Here is a 14,593-nt window from a genome sequence, read left to right on the forward strand (position 1 = left end):
TGCCCGCGAAAGAGGTGAGTTCTGTGGCCGCATCCGCCCGGGCCACCGATGCGCACCCCGCCGTGGTCAAACGTGCGGTGGCGGCCTCGGCGATCGGTAACGCGACCGAGTGGTTCGACTATGGTGTCTACGCTTTCGGGGTCAGCTACATCTCGGCGGCCATCTTTCCCGGGGACACCCAGAGTGCGACGCTGTTGGCGCTGATGACCTTTGCGGTTTCCTTCCTGGTTCGACCGCTCGGAGGCCTGATCTGGGGGCCGCTCGGCGACCGGATCGGGCGCAAACAGGTTCTGGCGCTCACGATCCTGCTGATGGCGGGTGCGACGCTCGGGGTGGGCCTGGTGCCGTCCTACGCCGTGATCGGAATGTGGGCTCCGGTGTTGGTGGTGCTGTTGCGGATGGTCCAGGGCTTCTCCACCGGCGGTGAGTACGGTGGCGCGGCGACCTTCATGGCGGAGTACGCGCCGTCGCGCCGACGCGGGTTCCTCGGCAGCTTCCTGGAGTTCGGCACGCTGGCCGGATTCTCACTCGGTGCATCGCTGATGCTGGGTTGCTCGCTGTTGCTCACCGATGATCAGATGGGTTCGTGGGGGTGGCGGCTGCCATTCCTGGTCGCCGCCCCACTCGGCCTGATCGGCATGTATCTCCGGTCGCGGCTGGCCGAGACCCCCGTGTTCCAGGAGCTGGCCGACTCGGCGGAAACCGCCGGAGACACAACGGATACGACGACACAGTTCCGGGATCTGATCGTCAACTACTGGCGGCCGATCCTGCGGCTCGGTGGTCTTGTGGTGGCGCTCAATGTCGCCAACTACACGCTGCTGACCTACATGCCCACGTATCTGGAGGGCACCATCGGCTTGTCGTCGAACGTGTCATTGGTCGTGCCCATCATCGGGATGCTCTCGATGATGGTCTTCCTGCCGATCGCAGGCACGTTATCCGATCGGTGGGGCCGCAAGCCGCTCTGGTGGTTCTCGCTGATCGGCCTCTTCGTCGCCGGTGTGCCGATGTTCATGCTGATGGGCACCGGACCGGCCGGGGCCATCATCGGTTTCGCGGTGCTTGGTCTGCTCTACGTGCCCCAGCTGGCGACGATCTCGGCGACCTTCCCGGCGATGTTCCCGACGCAGGTGCGCTTCGCCGGGTTCGCCATCGCGTACAACGTGTCGACGTCGATCTTCGGTGGCACGGCGCCGGCGGTCAACGAGTGGCTGGTGGGCGCGACCGGTGACAACCTGATCCCGGCGTACTACATGATGGCGGCATGCATCGTCGGCGCGGTGGCGTTGGCCGGTATCCCGGAGACCGCCCGGTGTCCGATCGACGGCACGGTGACCCCGGGAACGCCCGCAGCGCCGCCGCCGGTGGATTACCGGGTCAGCTCAGCCGACCGCTGATGTAGACGATCTCCCCGAGCACATCGCGGTCGCCGAAATCGGGTGTGGCGAGGCCATATTCGGTGAACAACTCGGTGCGTGGCACGCCGGTCATCTGCCAACCCTTCGCGCTCAGATAATCCGCGGCCGAGGTTCGCTCGCCGTGGTAGATCAGCGAGGGCATGTCCATCTGCAGGCCGAGCTTGCTGAATGTCTCCGCAGCGGTGCGGGCCTTCTCGGGATCGAAATCCCGCATGCCGGGCACGAATTCGGTGGCCACCGTGCTCCCCGGCGCACTGAGCGCATGGATGTTGTCGAACAGCCGGTCCTGCGCCTCCGGTGGCAGATAGATCAGCAGGCCCTCGGCGCACCACGCGGTCGGCTCGCCCGGATTCAGGCCGGCCGCACGCATCGCCGCCGGCCAGTCATCGCGCAGATCCACCGGAACGGTGCGCCGCTGTGCGGTCGGCTCGGCACCGAGGCCGGCCAGCGTGCGCGTCTTGAAGTCGATCACCTCGGGCTGATCCACTTCATAGACGACGGTGCCGTCCGCCCAGGGCAGCCGGTAGGCACGGGCGTCCAGCCCGGCCGCCAGGATGACGGCCTGCCGCACGCCCTGGGTGCCGGCAGCCAGGAAGTAGTCGTCGAAGAACTTCGTGCGCACGGCCATCTCGTCGATGTTCGACTGGACCTGGCCGGCGGCCTCCGGTGCGATGGCGGCGAGATCCACGGTGCCGTCGACCATCATGGTGAAGGCCGGGATGCCCACTGCGCGTACCAGATCGGCGGCGAACGGATCATCGATCAACGGATGTTCGGATCTGGAGGCGATGGCGCGGCCGGCGGCCACCATGGTCGCTGTCGCCCCCACACTCGATGCAAGATCCCAGCTGTCGCCGTCTGCGCGTGCCATCACGCCAGCCTACGATCTTCCTCGCCGCTGTGCCCGCGCCAGGTGGCCTGCAGATATCCGGAGTCGCCGACCATTGCCACCAACCGGTCGTTGGGGCGCTCGAAGCCGTTGGCGGCGTACGCCTGGTCGTTGGACAACACCGTCACCTGCCAGCCCGCGGCACGCAGATGGTCGCCGGCCGGGGTGCGGGGACCGTTGTAGAACAACGCATTGAGGTCGATATCGCTGCCGTAGCGGCGGCCCCGTTCGCTGAGCTCCTTGGCCCAGTCCCCGGTGAGGGCCTTGGCGTCCATGTGCTCGGTGGCCAGCGAGCTACCCGGTGCACTGAGCGCGGTGATGTCGTCGAGCAACCGGTCCTGCGCCTCGGGCGGCAGGTAGATCAACAGGCCCTCGGCGATCCAGGCGGTCGGCGCCGATGGGTCGAAGCCCGCCTCCCGCAACGCCGCCGGCCAGTCCTCACGCAGGTCGATGCCGACGGTGCGGCGATCGATGCGCAGTTCGGCGCCGGCCTCGGCGAGCACCCGGGTCTTGAAATCGATCACGGCGGGCTGGTCGATCTCGAAGACCACCGTGTCGTCGGGCCAGTCGAGCCGGTAGGCCCGGGTGTCCAGCCCCGAGGCCAGGATGACGGCCTGACGGACGCCGCCTGCGACAGCGGGGGCTGGATCGCTGTCTCCGACAACGGGGGCTGGATCGCTGTCTCCGACAGCAGGGGCTGGATCGCTGTCTCCGACAGCGGCGGCGAAGAAGTCGTCGAAGAACCGGGTCCGCACCGCGATGTGCTCACGCATCTGATCGGCGCCGAACAACGGATCGGCCTGGTCGCCGAGTTCACCGTTGGCCACCCGCACGAAGTGCGGCAGGCCGACGGCCTCGACCAAAGCGGCGGCATAGGGGTCATGAATGAGCGGGTTCGGGCCGCGACTGGCCAGCGCCCGCGACGCTGCGACCGATGTCGCCGTCGCGCCGACGCTGCTGGCCAGGTCCCACGTGTCTCCCTCGGAGCGAGCCACCGTCAGCCTTTCTGCTTGAGCGCGGTGATGTAGGAGACCTGCCCGAATTGGGCGTCCTCGGGCAGCGTGGACAGGCCGTAGCGCTCCAGCAGGCCGTTGGTCGGGATCGCCGAGGTCTCCCAGCCCAGTTCGATGAGGTGGGTGGTGGCGTCGGTGCGCTCGCCGAGGTAGACCAGCTCGCTGAAGTCCAGGTCGAATCCATGGTCGGCCCATTGATCACGGACCGCCTGCATGCGCTCACGCGCCGCCTCCTGGTCGAGATCGGCGATGGCGGGTACGGCTTCTGCGGCGATGCGGCTGCCCGGGGCGCTGTTCTCGGTGATGACTTCGAGCAGTCGGTCCTGCGCCTCGGGCGGTAGGTAGCCGAACAGCCCCTCGGCAATCCAGGCTGTCGGTGCGGAGGGATCGAAACCGGCTGCCTTCAGGGCACCGACCCAGTCATCACGCAGATCGACGGCGACGGTGCGACGGTCTGCCGTCGGCTGGGCGCCCAGATCGGCCAGGGTTGTGGTCTTGAACTCGATCACCTCGGGCTGGTCAACCTCGTACACCACGGTGCCGGCGGGCCAGGAGAGCCGGTAGGCGCGCGCATCCAGCCCGGCGGCCAGGATCACCGCTTGGCGCACGCCCGCTCCGGCGGCGTCGGAGTAGAAATCGTCGAAGAAGCGGGTGCGGGCGGCCATGCCGTCGGCGAACCGGGCGATGTTCATCTGAGGATCGCCACCGAGTTCGGCCTCGGTGATCTCACCGTCGACCAGCTTGGTGAAGAAGTCCACGCCCACCGCCCGGACCAGCGGGGCGGCGAACGGGTCGTCGATCACGGGGGAGGGGGCCGCGGATGCCATCGCGCGGGCCGCGGCGACCATCGTCGCGGTGGCGCCGACGCTGGACGCCAGATCCCAGGTGTCTCCGTCAGTGCGTGCCATGGGGATGTCTCCTCGTTTCGTGAGCGTGTGTGCCAAATTAATTAGCTGATGTAATGAACGCCTACGAATGTACGCGCTATTCCTGAAAGTCCAGGTCCGACCCCAGCCGCTACACGTCGGTCCGTCGGCAGCTGCTGCGGGTTCCCGACACCGATGACTGGGACAACCTCGTGGTGCAGGCGGTGGTGTCCTATCCCACCGCCGATGCCGCACGCGCATTCTTCGACGACTCGGCACGCCGGTGGTCGAAGTGCACCGATCACACGGTCAACGTCCGGGTCAACGACCGGCAGCTGCCCAGGTGGGTCAGCGGTGACCTGCAGCAGACCGACACCGCCCTGGCGATGCCCTACACCAGGGGTGCCGGCGGCCAGGCGAGATCATGCCAGCGGGTCCTGTCGGTCGCGGTGAACATCGTCCTGGACATCCAGGCCTGCGAGCCGGCGCGGCAGCAACCGGTGACCGCGGCCACCGACATCGCCGAACAGATCACCGCGAAGCTTGCCGGCTGAGGCGTGCGCGGCCGCCGCGACCGATGGCGGACGATCAGGGTCGGGCTGTTAGTCTCGTAGACTGTTTGACGCGCGACTAGGCAGGTTGCAAACCTGCTGCTAGGTGGCGTGAGACTTTAACCAGACGCTGGTACCGACCAGCCCCATCGGCACGCCGCGTACTGAAGCCGGCTGCGCAGGAGGAAGAGTGCTTTCGGCTTTCATCTCGTCGCTGCGGACTGCCGACCTCAGGAAGAAGATCCTTTTCACCCTGGGACTTGTCGTGCTGTACCGCGTCGGCGCGGCCGTTCCGTCCCCGGGCGTGAACTACCCGAACGTCCAGCAGTGCATCGAGCAGGTCTCCGGCGGTGACTCCGCGCAGATCTACTCGCTGATCAACCTGTTCTCCGGTGGAGCGCTGCTGCAGCTGTCGATCTTCGCCGTCGGCGTCATGCCGTACATCACCGCGAGCATCATCGTGCAGCTGCTCACCGTGGTCATCCCGCGTTTCGAACAGTTGCGTAAAGAAGGCCAGGCCGGTCAGGCCAAGATGACGCAGTACACCCGGTACCTGTCGATCGCGCTGGCGATCCTGCAGGCCACCAGCATCGTGGCGATGGCCGCCAACGGCGCCCTGCTGCAGGGCTGCTCGCTGGAGATCATCGACGACTCCTCGATCTGGGGCCTGGTCGTCATCGTCCTGGTCATGACCGCGGGCGCCGCCCTGGTCATGTGGATGGGCGAGCTGGTGACCGAGCGCGGCATCGGCAACGGCATGTCGCTGCTGATCTTCGCCGGCATCGCGGCCCGCATCCCGTCCGAGGGCAAGATGATCCTCGACGCCCGCGGCGGCCTGATCTTCACCTTCGTCTGCATCGGCGCGCTGGCCATCCTGGTCGGTGTCGTCTTCGTCGAGCAGGGACAGCGCCGCATCCCGGTCCAGTACGCCAAGCGCATGGTCGGCCGCCGGATGTACGGCGGCACCTCGACCTACCTGCCGCTGAAGGTCAACCAGGCCGGCGTCATCCCCGTCATCTTCGCGTCCTCGCTGATCTACATCCCGCAGCTGATCACCCAGCTCATCGACAGCGGACGGTCCAATCCGGGCACCGGATGGTGGAGTTCGTTCGTCGCCAACCACCTGTCGAATCCGACCAGCATCACCCACATCGCGGTCTACTTCGGTCTGATCATCTTCTTCACGTACTTCTATGTGTCGATCACGTTCAATCCCGAGGAACGTGCCGACGAGATGAAGAAGTTCGGCGGCTTCATCCCGGGCATCCGTCCGGGTAAACCGACCGCCGACTACCTGCGCTACGTGCTCAGCCGGATCACCCTGCCGGGCTCGATCTACCTCGGTGTCATCGCCGTGCTGCCGAACGTGGTCCTGCAGGCCGGCAGCGGTGGTGCCACGCTGCAGAACCTGCCCTTCGGCGGCGTCGCGGTGCTGATCATGATCGGCGTGGGTCTGGACACCGTGAAGCAGATCGAGAGCCAGCTGATGCAGCGCAACTACGAAGGTTTCTTGAAGTGAGAGGTTCGAAAAGTTGAGAATTGTTCTGCTCGGTCCTCCCGGTGCCGGAAAAGGAACGCAAGCCGAGAAGCTCGCCGCCCAACTCGGCGTCCCGCAGATCTCGACCGGCGACCTGTTCCGCCACAACATCAGCAACGGCACCCCGCTCGGGGTGGAGGCCAAGCGCTACCTCGACGCCGGCGACCTGGTGCCCGCCACGCTGACCAATGCGCTCGTCGACGACCGCATCGACCACGATGACGCGGCCGGCGGCTTCATCCTCGACGGCTTCCCCCGCTCGGTGGAGCAGGCAGAGGCGCTCAAGGAGATGCTGGCCAAGCGCGGCCTGAAGCTCGACGCGGTGGTGGAGTTCCGGGTGCCCGAGGAAGAGCTGGTCTCGCGCCTGAAGGGTCGCGGCCGCGCCGACGACACCGAGGACGTCATCCGCAACCGGTTCAAGGTGTACCGCGACGAGACCGCGCCGCTGCTGGACTACTACGCCGATGAGCTGAAGACCGTCGACGCCGTCGGCAGCCTCGACGAGGTGTTCGACCGGGCGCTGGCCGCCCTCGGCAAGTAACTGCCGTGATCTCTGTACCGGGTCTGCGACGCAAGGTCGTCCCGCAACGCAGTCCAGGGGAACTGGACGCGATGGCTGCCGCCGGTGCCCTGGTCGCGGCGGCGTTGCGGGCCGTCCAGCAGGCCGCGGCGCCCGGGGTGTCCACCGGCGAGTTGGACCGGATCGCCGAATCGGTGATCCGCGACGGCGGCGGTGTCCCGTCTTTCCTGGGCTATCACGGCTTCCCGGCCACCGTCTGCGCCTCGGTCAACGATCGCGTGGTGCACGGCATCCCGTCCGATGCCGAGATCCTGGCCGCCGGCGATCTGGTCTCCATCGACTGCGGCGCCATCCTCGACGACTGGCACGGGGATTCGGCCGTCACCTTCGGCGTGGGTCCGCTGATCGAGGCCGACGAGAAGCTGTCCGCGGCCACCCGCTTCTCGATGGAGGCGGGGATTGCGGCGATGGTCCCGGGTAACCGGCTGACCGACGTCTCGCACGCCATCGAGACCGGTACGCATACCGCTGAAGCCCGCGACAACCGCACGTACGGCATCGTGGCCGGCTACGGCGGTCATGCGATCGGCCGGCAGATGCACATGGACCCGTTCCTGCCGAACGAGGGATCACCGGGTCGCGGCCCCTACCTGGAAATCGGGTCGGTGCTCGCGATCGAACCGATGCTCACGCTCGGCACCACCAACACCAAGATCCTCGACGACGACTGGACCGTCGTCACCACCGACGGGTCGCGCGCGGCGCACTGGGAGCACACCGTGGCCGTCACCGCCGACGGACCGCGCATCCTGACGCTTTAGCGTCAGTCGGTGTCCAGCGCGCTCAGGGTCTCCCAATTCCGCTGAGTCGCCGCGGCGGCCGCCTCGGCGTCCCCGGCTCGGCAGAATTCGATGATCTGCTGGTGTTGGCTGATCGACTGGCGCCCGGACAGCGACGAGAAGCGCTGATATTCCAGCCGGCGCAGTACCGGGGTCACCGACTCCAGCGCCACACCGATGGCGTGGTTCTGGCTCACCTCGACCGCCACTTTGTGGAATCGGGCGTCGGCGCGCATGGCCGCCGCCGGGTCACCCGCGCTGAGCGCGGCGGCGAACTCCTCGTTCGCCGCCACCATGGCGGTGATGTCGGCCTCGGTCATCTTCGGGACCGCGAGCCGTACCGCCAGCGCATGCATGGCCGCCGCGACCGCCTGCGCGTCGAGCGCGGCCTTGCGGTCGATACTCGACACGACGGTCGACCGCCCCGGCATCGTCTGCACCAGACCGGCGGTCTCCAACCGGGCGATCGCCTCCCGGATGGGGGTGCGGCTGATCCCGAGCCAGCGTTCCAGCTCGGGATCCCGCAATTTCTCCCCGGGTGCGAGCGTGCCGTTGACGATGGCGTCCCGCAGCGACAGGTAGGCCTGCTCGCGCAGCAGCGACCTTTTGTGTTTGCCCTGTTCACCCGGTACCGGCATGCCTGCGATCCTATGTCGGGACCCGATGTCTGCCCGCCGTCACCGGCCCCGTCCCGCGCGGATCAGGTCGGCCGCCTTCTCGGCGATCATGATGGTCGCGGCGTTCGTGTTCACCGACACGATCGTCGGCATCACCGATGCGTCGGCCACCCGCAGACCGGTCAGGCCGTGCACCATCAGGTCCGGACCGACGACGGCGTCGGCGCCGGTACCCATCGCGGCGCTGCCGACCGGGTGGTAGTAGGTACTGGTGGCGCGGGCGACGTGGCGGCGTAGCGCCGCATCGTCGGTGCTCCCCACGCCGGGCAGCACCTCGCGGCCGCGCCAGGGGTCGAAGGCGGGGGTGGCGGCGATCTCACGCGCCATCCCCACCCCGTGGATCAACCGCTGCACATCGGATTCGGTGCCCAGGTAGTTCGGGTCGATCAGCGGGGCGGTCGACGGATCCGGCCCCGCCAGCCGGATCGTTCCACGAGCCTGCGGGACGACCGCGACGCCGATGGTGAAACTGTTCGCCGGCGCGGTCAGGTGCGGGGGATGGAACGGGACATGGATGAACATCAGCTGCATGTCCGGTCCGGGCAGCGCGGGACTGCTGCGCCACAGCATCGACACCTCGGCGTGATTGGTGCGTCCGGCCGGTATCTGCCGGCGAGCCTCGTACACCACGGCGCAGAGTGGGTGGTCGTGCAGGTTTCGCCCCACCCCCGGTAGGTCGTGGCGGACGGGCACGCCGGCGGCCGCCAGCTCGCCGGCCGGACCTACCCCGGACAACAGCAGCAGTCGAGGCGTGTCGATCGCCCCGGCGCTGAGGATCACCTCGGCGTCGGCGTACGCCCGGGTGAGCTGACCGTCCTTGACGAATTCGACACCCGTGCACCGTGTCCCGTCGAACAGCAGGGTGTGGGCGCGGGACCCGGTGGCGATCGTGAGGTTGGGTCGGTGGCGCACCGGATGCAGGTATGCCGATGCGGTGCTCTGCCGTCGTCCGCCGGAGATCGCCAGGTCATGCCAGCCCGCACCCTCAGGCCGCGACCCGTGGAAGTCGTCGGTCAGCGCGAAACCCGCTTGCTGTGCTCCGTCGAGGAAGACCTGTGACAACGCATTGGACGCATCGCGCGCGGCCGGCCCGGGGGTCATCGGCCCGTCGGTGCCGCGGTAGCGCGGGTCCCCGCCGGGGACCGTCTCCATTCGGCGGAAGTAGGGCAGCACGGAGTCGTGATCCCAACCCGCACAACCAGCCTGCGCCCAACGGTCGAAGTCGTTCGGGTGACCACGCAGATGCACCATGGCGTTGATGCTGCCGCTACCGCCGAGGGTGTTACCCCGCGGCCAGTTGTGCGACAGCCCTTCGGTTCCCGGTTGGGCGACGGTGTGGTAGGCGTAGTCGACCGGGCTGCCCCACAGGGTCGGCCAGGCGGGCGGTTCGGCGATCGCGGGCAACGTATCCGGCGAGCCGGATTCCAGCAGCAGCACGGTGATGTCCGGGTCCTCGGACAGTCGCGCGGCGAGGACACAGCCCGCCGAGCCGGCGCCGATCACGACATGGTCGTAGTGGGTCACGTGGATCCCTCTTTCTGCGGTGTCGGGGTGGGTGTCAGGCGGTGGCGGTGGCGGCCTGGTCGATGAGGTCGGCGACGACATCGGGGTGCGAGACGGTGACGGCGTGCGAGGCGTCGATCTCGACGCTGTGCGCGTCGGCGCGCTGACCCATGAACCGCATCGATTCGGCGGGGATGGCCAGGTCCTCGGTGGTGATCAGGTTCCACGACGGAATCTGCTTCCACGCCGTCGCGGTGGCGCGGTCGGCAAGCGCCGCGGCGGTGATGGGCCGTTGGGTGGCGGCCATCAGGGTGGCGGTGTCGGCGGGCACATCGGCGGCGAACACGTCGGCGAACCGGTCCTGCTTGATGTACAGCTCATCGGCCGAGCCCCCGTCGGGCAGCGGATAGGGCACGGTGTCCAGGGCCGGGCCGAGTTCGGCGCCGGGGAATCTGGCGGCCAGCTCAGCGGTGCTCTCCCCGACGTCGAGGATGAAACTCGCGATGTACACCAGGGCCTTGACGTCGGTGTCGCCGTCGGCGGCCGCACTGATCACCGAGCCGCCGTAGGAGTGGCCGGCCAGGATCACCGGACCGTCCACCCGGTCCAGGACGCTGCGCAGGTAGGCGGCGTCGTCGTGCAGACCGCGCAGCGGGTTGGCTGCGGCGATGACCGGGTAGCCGTCGCGGCCGAGCTCGGCGATGACGCCATTCCAGCTCGACGAGTCGGCGAAGGCGCCGTGCACCAGGACGACGGTGGGACGCGGGGCGGGGTCGGGCGGTGTTGCAGCCGCGCCCGTGCAGCCGGCGGTCAGGGATGCGGCAGCGGCGAGGGCGGTGGCGGCGAGGGCGGTTCGGGTGTTCACGAGGGTTCCTTCGGGTGGGTGGAGAAATGCAATATATTGGATATCGCTTTAGGGAGCCGATCTGTTCCCCGTCGAGCGGATCCCGGTTCGGTCGGCCGCTCGACGGCGGGTCAGGCCGTAGGTTGAACCCGGTCACCACCGGCGTCGTGTTCTGGGCGGAGGTTGGGAGTGGACGATCCGGAGGCCGCGATCATGCGGATGCTCTACGACGAGCACGCCGGGCCGCTGTGGCGGTACGCGCTGCGGCTGACCGGCGATGCCGCCCGCGCCGAGGACGTCGTGCAGGAGACGTTGCTGCGCGCGTGGAGGCACCCGGAAGTGGGCGCCGACCCCGGCAGATCGGCGCGCGCATGGTTGTTCACCGTGGCGCGCAATCTCGTCATCGACGAGCGGCGCAGCGCGCGGGCGCGACACGAGACCGGTACCCCCGACCCCGAACATGTCGCCGACGGCGCCCGTGCCCTCGACGGTCTCGACGAAGCCGACACCGCGCTGGACCGACTACTGATCAGCACCGCGCTGGCAGCCCTGTCGCAGGATCATCGCGCGGTCATCCGGCGGGCCTACTACCAAGGTTGGAGTACCGCGCAGATCGCTTCTGACCTCGGTATCGCGGAGGGCACGGTCAAATCGAGGCTGCACTATGCGGTGCGGGCACTGCGCCTCACACTGCAGGAGATGGGGGTGACCCGGTGACCGAGTTCGATGTGCCCGCAGGTGATCACGACCCCTACATCAGCTGGGACGCCGCCTACATCCTCGGTGCGCTCTCGCCGGCCGAACGCCGGGAGTTCGAGGCCCACCTGACCGGTTGCGTGCACTGCCGGGCCGCCGTCGGTGAGCTGACCGGGATGCCGGCCCTGCTCGGGAAGTTGGACCCCGCGGAGGTGCAGTCGCTGGACACCGAACCGATGCCGCGACCGGAGCTGCGCGATCAGATCGTCGGTCGGGTGCGGGCGCGGCGTCGTCGGTCGCGCCGGCTGGCCACCGCTGCCCTCGGACTGGTGGCCGCGCTGCTGGTCTTCGCCCTGGTGGCCGTCATCCGACCGGAAACCGTTGGCCTGCAACCGGGGTCGGGCCAACAGCCGGCGATGCTGGAAATGGTCAAGGTCGCCCAGACGCCCATCAACGCCGGCATCGCGGTGTCCGGATACAGCTGGGGCACCCGGATCGACATGGCGTGCAGCTACGGCGACTGGGGGCAGCGCGACGCCCCGCCGCAGAATCTCGGCATGGTGGTTGTCGGGCGTGACGGCAGCCGCACCCAGATCGCCACCTGGCTGGGACTGTCGGGCGCAACCGCTCTGCCCAGCGGGAACACGCCGCTGCGGCCATCCGAAATCGCCTCCGTGCAACTGGTTTCGGTCGATGACGGCACGGTACTGCTGGACAGGGCGCTGTGACCGGTGCGCCGGCATGGACGGTAGCTTTTGTGCCCACTCCCGCCGAGCAGGTAAGAAAGACCGATGCCCCCACACCCGGCCGAACGTGACCCGATCGCGCTGGCGCGCGCCAACTGGGAGCGCGCCGGCTGGGGCGATGTCGCCGACGGGATGGTGGCGGTGACATCGGTGATGCGGGCCCACCAGATCCTGCTGGCCCGGGTGGAGACCGCGCTGCGCCCCTACGATCTGAGCTTCTCCCGGTTCGAGTTGCTGCGTCTGCTGGCCTTCAGCCGGAACGGGGAACTGCCCATCACCAAGGCATCGGACCGGCTGCAGGTGCACGTCACCAGCGTCACGCACGCCATCCGACGGCTGGAGAGTGACGGCCTGGTGGAGCGGCTGCCGCACCCGACCGACGGCCGCACCACCCTGGTCCGGCTGACCGATCTGGGGCGCTCGACGGTCGAGGACGCCACGGAGACGTTGAACAAGGATGTGTTCGCCGATATCGGCATCGCCGACGACCAGTCGCGCTCGCTGGCCGCGGCCATCGAGGCGCTGCGCAGGCACTCCGGAGATTTCTAGGGCGCCGTCCGGATGCGCCGAGACTACGGTTCTTGGCGCGGTCGGCCGGATTTCTCGCCACAACCCGTCGTGTCGGCGGCCGGGATCGGGATGCTCGCGGTCACGGTGGTACCGGAGCCCGGCCGGGACCGGATGTGCAACCGGCCGCCGACGATCTCGGCCCGCTCGGCCATCGAGAGCAGGCCGTAGCCGCCCATCTCGTCGCCCCCGAGGGGATGCTCGAAGGTGTCGAAACCGATTCCGTCGTCGGTGATCTCGAGGCGGGCCTGCTCGTCGTCCACCGAGAACGCCAGCCCCGCGCGGGTGGCGCGGGCGTGCTTGACGACGTTCTGCAGGCATTCCTGGGCGATCCGGTACAGCGCCAGCTCGATGTGGTCGGGTAGCCGTTGATCGGCGAGGTCGACCTCGAGCTCGAGCTGAGGGATCGAGCGCGCCAGACTGGCCAGCCCGCCGGCCAGGCCCAGGTCGTCGAGCACCGGCGGGCGCAGGCCACTGATCGCGGCCCTGGCCTCCTGCAGGGTCAGGTCGGCGAGTTCGCGGGCCTTGGCCAGCTGTTCGGCTGCCGTGGCGGGATTGTCGGCCACCGCGCGGCCGGCGGCATCGAGCCAGTAGGACAGCGTCACCAGGCGCTGCGAGATGCCGTCGTGGATATCGCCGGCCAGTCGGCGCCGTTCCATCTCCTGGGCCTCGATGACCTGCTCGACGAAGTTCTCGTGCGCGCGTTCGCGGGCCACCAGCTGTCGATGCAGGCGCGCCTGGTGCAGCGCTCCGGCGATCAACCGGCCGATCACCAGCAGCAGTTCCACATCGCGGCCGGTGAACTCGCGGCGGCGCACGGTGTGCACGTTGAGCACCCCGACCAGGCCGCCCGGATCGGTCTGCATCGGCACCGAGACCATCGAGGTGAAGTCCGAACCCCGCAGCGACTCGAACGGCAGGTACCGCGGGTCGGACTCCTTGTCGTGGCTGATCACCACCGCCTCCCGGTTGCTGGCCACCCAGCCCGAGATGCCGCGGCCCAGCGGGAGCCGGATCTTGCCGACCTCGCTGTCGAAGGGTGGGGTGGCACCGGTCAGGGTGAGCGAGCGTTCGGTGTCGTCGAGGACGTGGACGAAACAGACGTCGGTGGCGGTCGCGTCGGTGATCATCCGGGCCGCCGCCGCGGCCAGCGGTTCCACCCCGGGGCCGCTGGAAGTCGCCTGGATGAGCTCACGCAGCAGGGCGAGCTCGCGATCGGCGGTCAGCACGGGACTGGTCATCGGTAGATGCCCTCGCGCAGGGCGGTGGCCACCGCGCCGGTGCGGTCACCGACCCCGAGCTTGCGGTAGATGGAGCTCAGGTGGGTCTTGACGGTTTCCTCGCCGATCACCAGCTTGGCGGCGATCCCGCGATTGGACAGCCCGCTGACCACGAAGGACAGGATCTCGCTCTCACGCTGGGTCAGGCCCTGCCGGGCACCCGGCCAGAACTCGTCGCGCTGCAGCCGGGCGGCCGTGTCGGCGGCGCGGGCCGCCAGTCCCGGGTCGATGGCCGTCTCGCCGCGGCGGGCCAGTTCCAGCTGACGCACCAGCTCATCGCTGCTGATGCTCTTGAGCAGGTAGCCCGACGCACCGACCCGCAAGGCCTGGAACAGGTACTGCTCATCCTCGTAGACCGACAGCATGACCACCTTGCGGTCCGGGTCGCGTTCGCGCAGCGCCAGGCAGAGATCGAGCCCGCTGGATCCCTGCATGCGCACATCGCACAGGACGATGTCGGGGTCCAGGTCGGCCACCACGGTCAGAGCCCGCTCGGCGCCGACGGCCTGACCCACCACCTGCACGCGGTCCTCGAAGCTGGTGAGCATCGCCTTGAGACCCTCGATGACCATCTCGTGGTCGTCGACCAGCACAAGGCGCATCGGGCTGGACGGCGCCATGGCCCCACCATAGAGCCGGCGGCG

At 68.5% G+C, this 14,593-nt stretch carries 15 protein-coding genes and 1 pseudogene; 8 read left to right on the top strand and 8 right to left on the bottom strand.

Annotation, left to right across the window (positions count from 1 at the left end):
- Positions 1-23: 23 nt before the first annotated feature.
- Positions 24-1,400, top strand: coding sequence for an MFS transporter (locus BST17_RS03725; RefSeq protein ID WP_234807516.1), 1,377 nt, complete (start codon positions 24-26; stop codon positions 1,398-1,400).
- Here the strand turns inward: BST17_RS03725 and BST17_RS03730 are convergent.
- The 3 genes from BST17_RS03730 to BST17_RS03740 are packed head-to-tail and all read right to left on the bottom strand — an operon-like array spanning position 1,381 to position 4,231.
- Positions 1,381-2,292: a class I SAM-dependent methyltransferase gene (locus tag BST17_RS03730; RefSeq protein WP_083055572.1), complete on the bottom strand. Its 912-nt coding sequence runs from the start codon at positions 2,290-2,292 to the stop codon at positions 1,381-1,383. The genes BST17_RS03725 and BST17_RS03730 overlap by 20 nt on opposite strands.
- Positions 2,292-3,305 (bottom strand): SAM-dependent methyltransferase, encoded by a 1,014-nt coding sequence (locus BST17_RS03735; protein WP_083055573.1) that lies wholly within the window; start codon positions 3,303-3,305, stop codon positions 2,292-2,294. The genes BST17_RS03730 and BST17_RS03735 overlap by 1 nt, the downstream gene beginning before the upstream one ends.
- A 2-nt stretch (positions 3,306-3,307) precedes the next feature.
- A complete protein-coding gene (locus BST17_RS03740; RefSeq protein WP_083055574.1) occupies positions 3,308-4,231 on the bottom strand; it encodes a class I SAM-dependent methyltransferase in 924 nt (307 codons plus the stop codon).
- A 116-nt stretch (positions 4,232-4,347) separates the two neighbouring features.
- On the opposite strand from BST17_RS03740, the pseudogene BST17_RS03745 reads away from it, so the two are divergent.
- From BST17_RS03745 to map, 4 genes and pseudogenes are all read left to right on the top strand, one after another.
- Positions 4,348-4,743 (top strand): annotated as a pseudogene (locus BST17_RS03745) (sensor domain-containing protein); the annotation flags it as partial.
- 187 nt (positions 4,744-4,930) lie between these two features.
- The gene (gene secY, locus BST17_RS03750; protein ID WP_083055576.1) at positions 4,931-6,259 is read left to right on the top strand and encodes a preprotein translocase subunit SecY; all 1,329 of its coding nucleotides are present in this window, start codon (positions 4,931-4,933) and stop codon (positions 6,257-6,259) included.
- Positions 6,260-6,272: 13 nt separating this feature from the next.
- Positions 6,273-6,818 carry an adenylate kinase gene (locus tag BST17_RS03755; RefSeq protein WP_083055577.1) on the top strand — a complete coding sequence of 182 codons (546 nt, stop codon included), beginning with the start codon at positions 6,273-6,275 and terminating at the stop codon, positions 6,816-6,818.
- A gap of 5 nt (positions 6,819-6,823) precedes the next feature.
- On the top strand, positions 6,824-7,618 hold the full coding sequence (gene map / locus BST17_RS03760) for a type I methionyl aminopeptidase (RefSeq protein ID WP_083055578.1): 795 nt from the start codon (positions 6,824-6,826) through the stop codon (positions 7,616-7,618).
- A 2-nt stretch (positions 7,619-7,620) separates the two neighbouring features.
- Here the strand turns inward: map and BST17_RS03765 are convergent, their stop codons facing one another.
- Genes BST17_RS03765 through BST17_RS03775 form a run of 3 tightly spaced genes read right to left on the bottom strand, consistent with a single transcriptional unit; the run spans position 7,621 to position 10,681 of the window.
- Positions 7,621-8,274, bottom strand: a complete 654-nt coding sequence (locus BST17_RS03765; RefSeq protein WP_083055579.1) for a GntR family transcriptional regulator — start codon at positions 8,272-8,274, stop codon at positions 7,621-7,623.
- Positions 8,275-8,313: 39 nt separating this feature from the next.
- Positions 8,314-9,837 (bottom strand): GMC family oxidoreductase, encoded by a 1,524-nt coding sequence (locus BST17_RS03770; protein WP_234807517.1) that lies wholly within the window; start codon positions 9,835-9,837, stop codon positions 8,314-8,316.
- A gap of 34 nt (positions 9,838-9,871) precedes the next feature.
- On the bottom strand, positions 9,872-10,681 hold the full coding sequence (locus BST17_RS03775; RefSeq protein WP_083055581.1) for an alpha/beta fold hydrolase: 810 nt from the start codon (positions 10,679-10,681) through the stop codon (positions 9,872-9,874).
- Positions 10,682-10,849: 168 nt separating this feature from the next.
- On the opposite strand from BST17_RS03775, the gene BST17_RS03780 reads away from it, so the two are divergent.
- The 3 genes from BST17_RS03780 (at position 10,850) to BST17_RS03790 (ending at position 12,651) form a co-directional block, all read left to right on the top strand.
- Complete coding sequence (locus tag BST17_RS03780) at positions 10,850-11,377, top strand: sigma-70 family RNA polymerase sigma factor (protein ID WP_083055582.1); 528 nt, start codon at positions 10,850-10,852, stop codon at positions 11,375-11,377.
- The gene (locus tag BST17_RS03785; RefSeq protein WP_083055583.1) at positions 11,374-12,084 is read left to right on the top strand and encodes an anti-sigma factor family protein; all 711 of its coding nucleotides are present in this window, start codon (positions 11,374-11,376) and stop codon (positions 12,082-12,084) included. Before BST17_RS03780 ends, BST17_RS03785 begins: the two co-directional genes overlap by 4 nt.
- A gap of 63 nt (positions 12,085-12,147) precedes the next feature.
- Entirely contained in the window at positions 12,148-12,651 is a 504-nt protein-coding gene (locus BST17_RS03790) for a MarR family transcriptional regulator (RefSeq protein WP_083055584.1), read from the top strand.
- Positions 12,652-12,674: 23 nt separating this feature from the next.
- Here BST17_RS03790 and BST17_RS03795 read toward each other — a convergent pair whose 3' ends face one another.
- Together BST17_RS03795 and BST17_RS03800 are read right to left on the bottom strand one after the other, a co-directional pair.
- Entirely contained in the window at positions 12,675-13,910 is a 1,236-nt protein-coding gene (locus BST17_RS03795) for a GAF domain-containing sensor histidine kinase (protein ID WP_083055585.1), read from the bottom strand.
- Complete coding sequence (locus tag BST17_RS03800; RefSeq protein ID WP_083055586.1) at positions 13,907-14,569, bottom strand: response regulator; 663 nt, start codon at positions 14,567-14,569, stop codon at positions 13,907-13,909. The genes BST17_RS03795 and BST17_RS03800 overlap by 4 nt, the downstream gene beginning before the upstream one ends.
- Positions 14,570-14,593 lie beyond the last annotated feature (24 nt).

The sequence above is a fragment of the Mycolicibacterium bacteremicum genome (genome assembly GCF_002086115.1).
GTDB classification, from domain to species: Bacteria; Actinomycetota; Actinomycetes; order Mycobacteriales; family Mycobacteriaceae; genus Mycobacterium; species Mycobacterium bacteremicum.

Excerpts from the sequence above, each read along its gene's own strand:
- BST17_RS03730 (WP_083055572.1), bottom strand. The coding sequence starts at position 2,292 with ATGGCACGCGCAGACGGCGACAGCTGGGATCTTGCATCGAGTGTGGGG.
- BST17_RS03765 (WP_083055579.1), bottom strand. The coding sequence starts at position 8,274 with ATGCCGGTACCGGGTGAACAGGGCAAACACAAAAGGTCGCTGCTGCGC.
- BST17_RS03790 (WP_083055584.1), top strand. The coding sequence starts at position 12,148 with ATGCCCCCACACCCGGCCGAACGTGACCCGATCGCGCTGGCGCGCGCC.
- BST17_RS03800 (WP_083055586.1), bottom strand. The coding sequence starts at position 14,569 with ATGGCGCCGTCCAGCCCGATGCGCCTTGTGCTGGTCGACGACCACGAG.
- BST17_RS03740 (WP_083055574.1), bottom strand. The coding sequence starts at position 4,231 with ATGGCACGCACTGACGGAGACACCTGGGATCTGGCGTCCAGCGTCGGC.
- BST17_RS03795 (WP_083055585.1), bottom strand. The coding sequence starts at position 13,910 with ATGACCAGTCCCGTGCTGACCGCCGATCGCGAGCTCGCCCTGCTGCGT.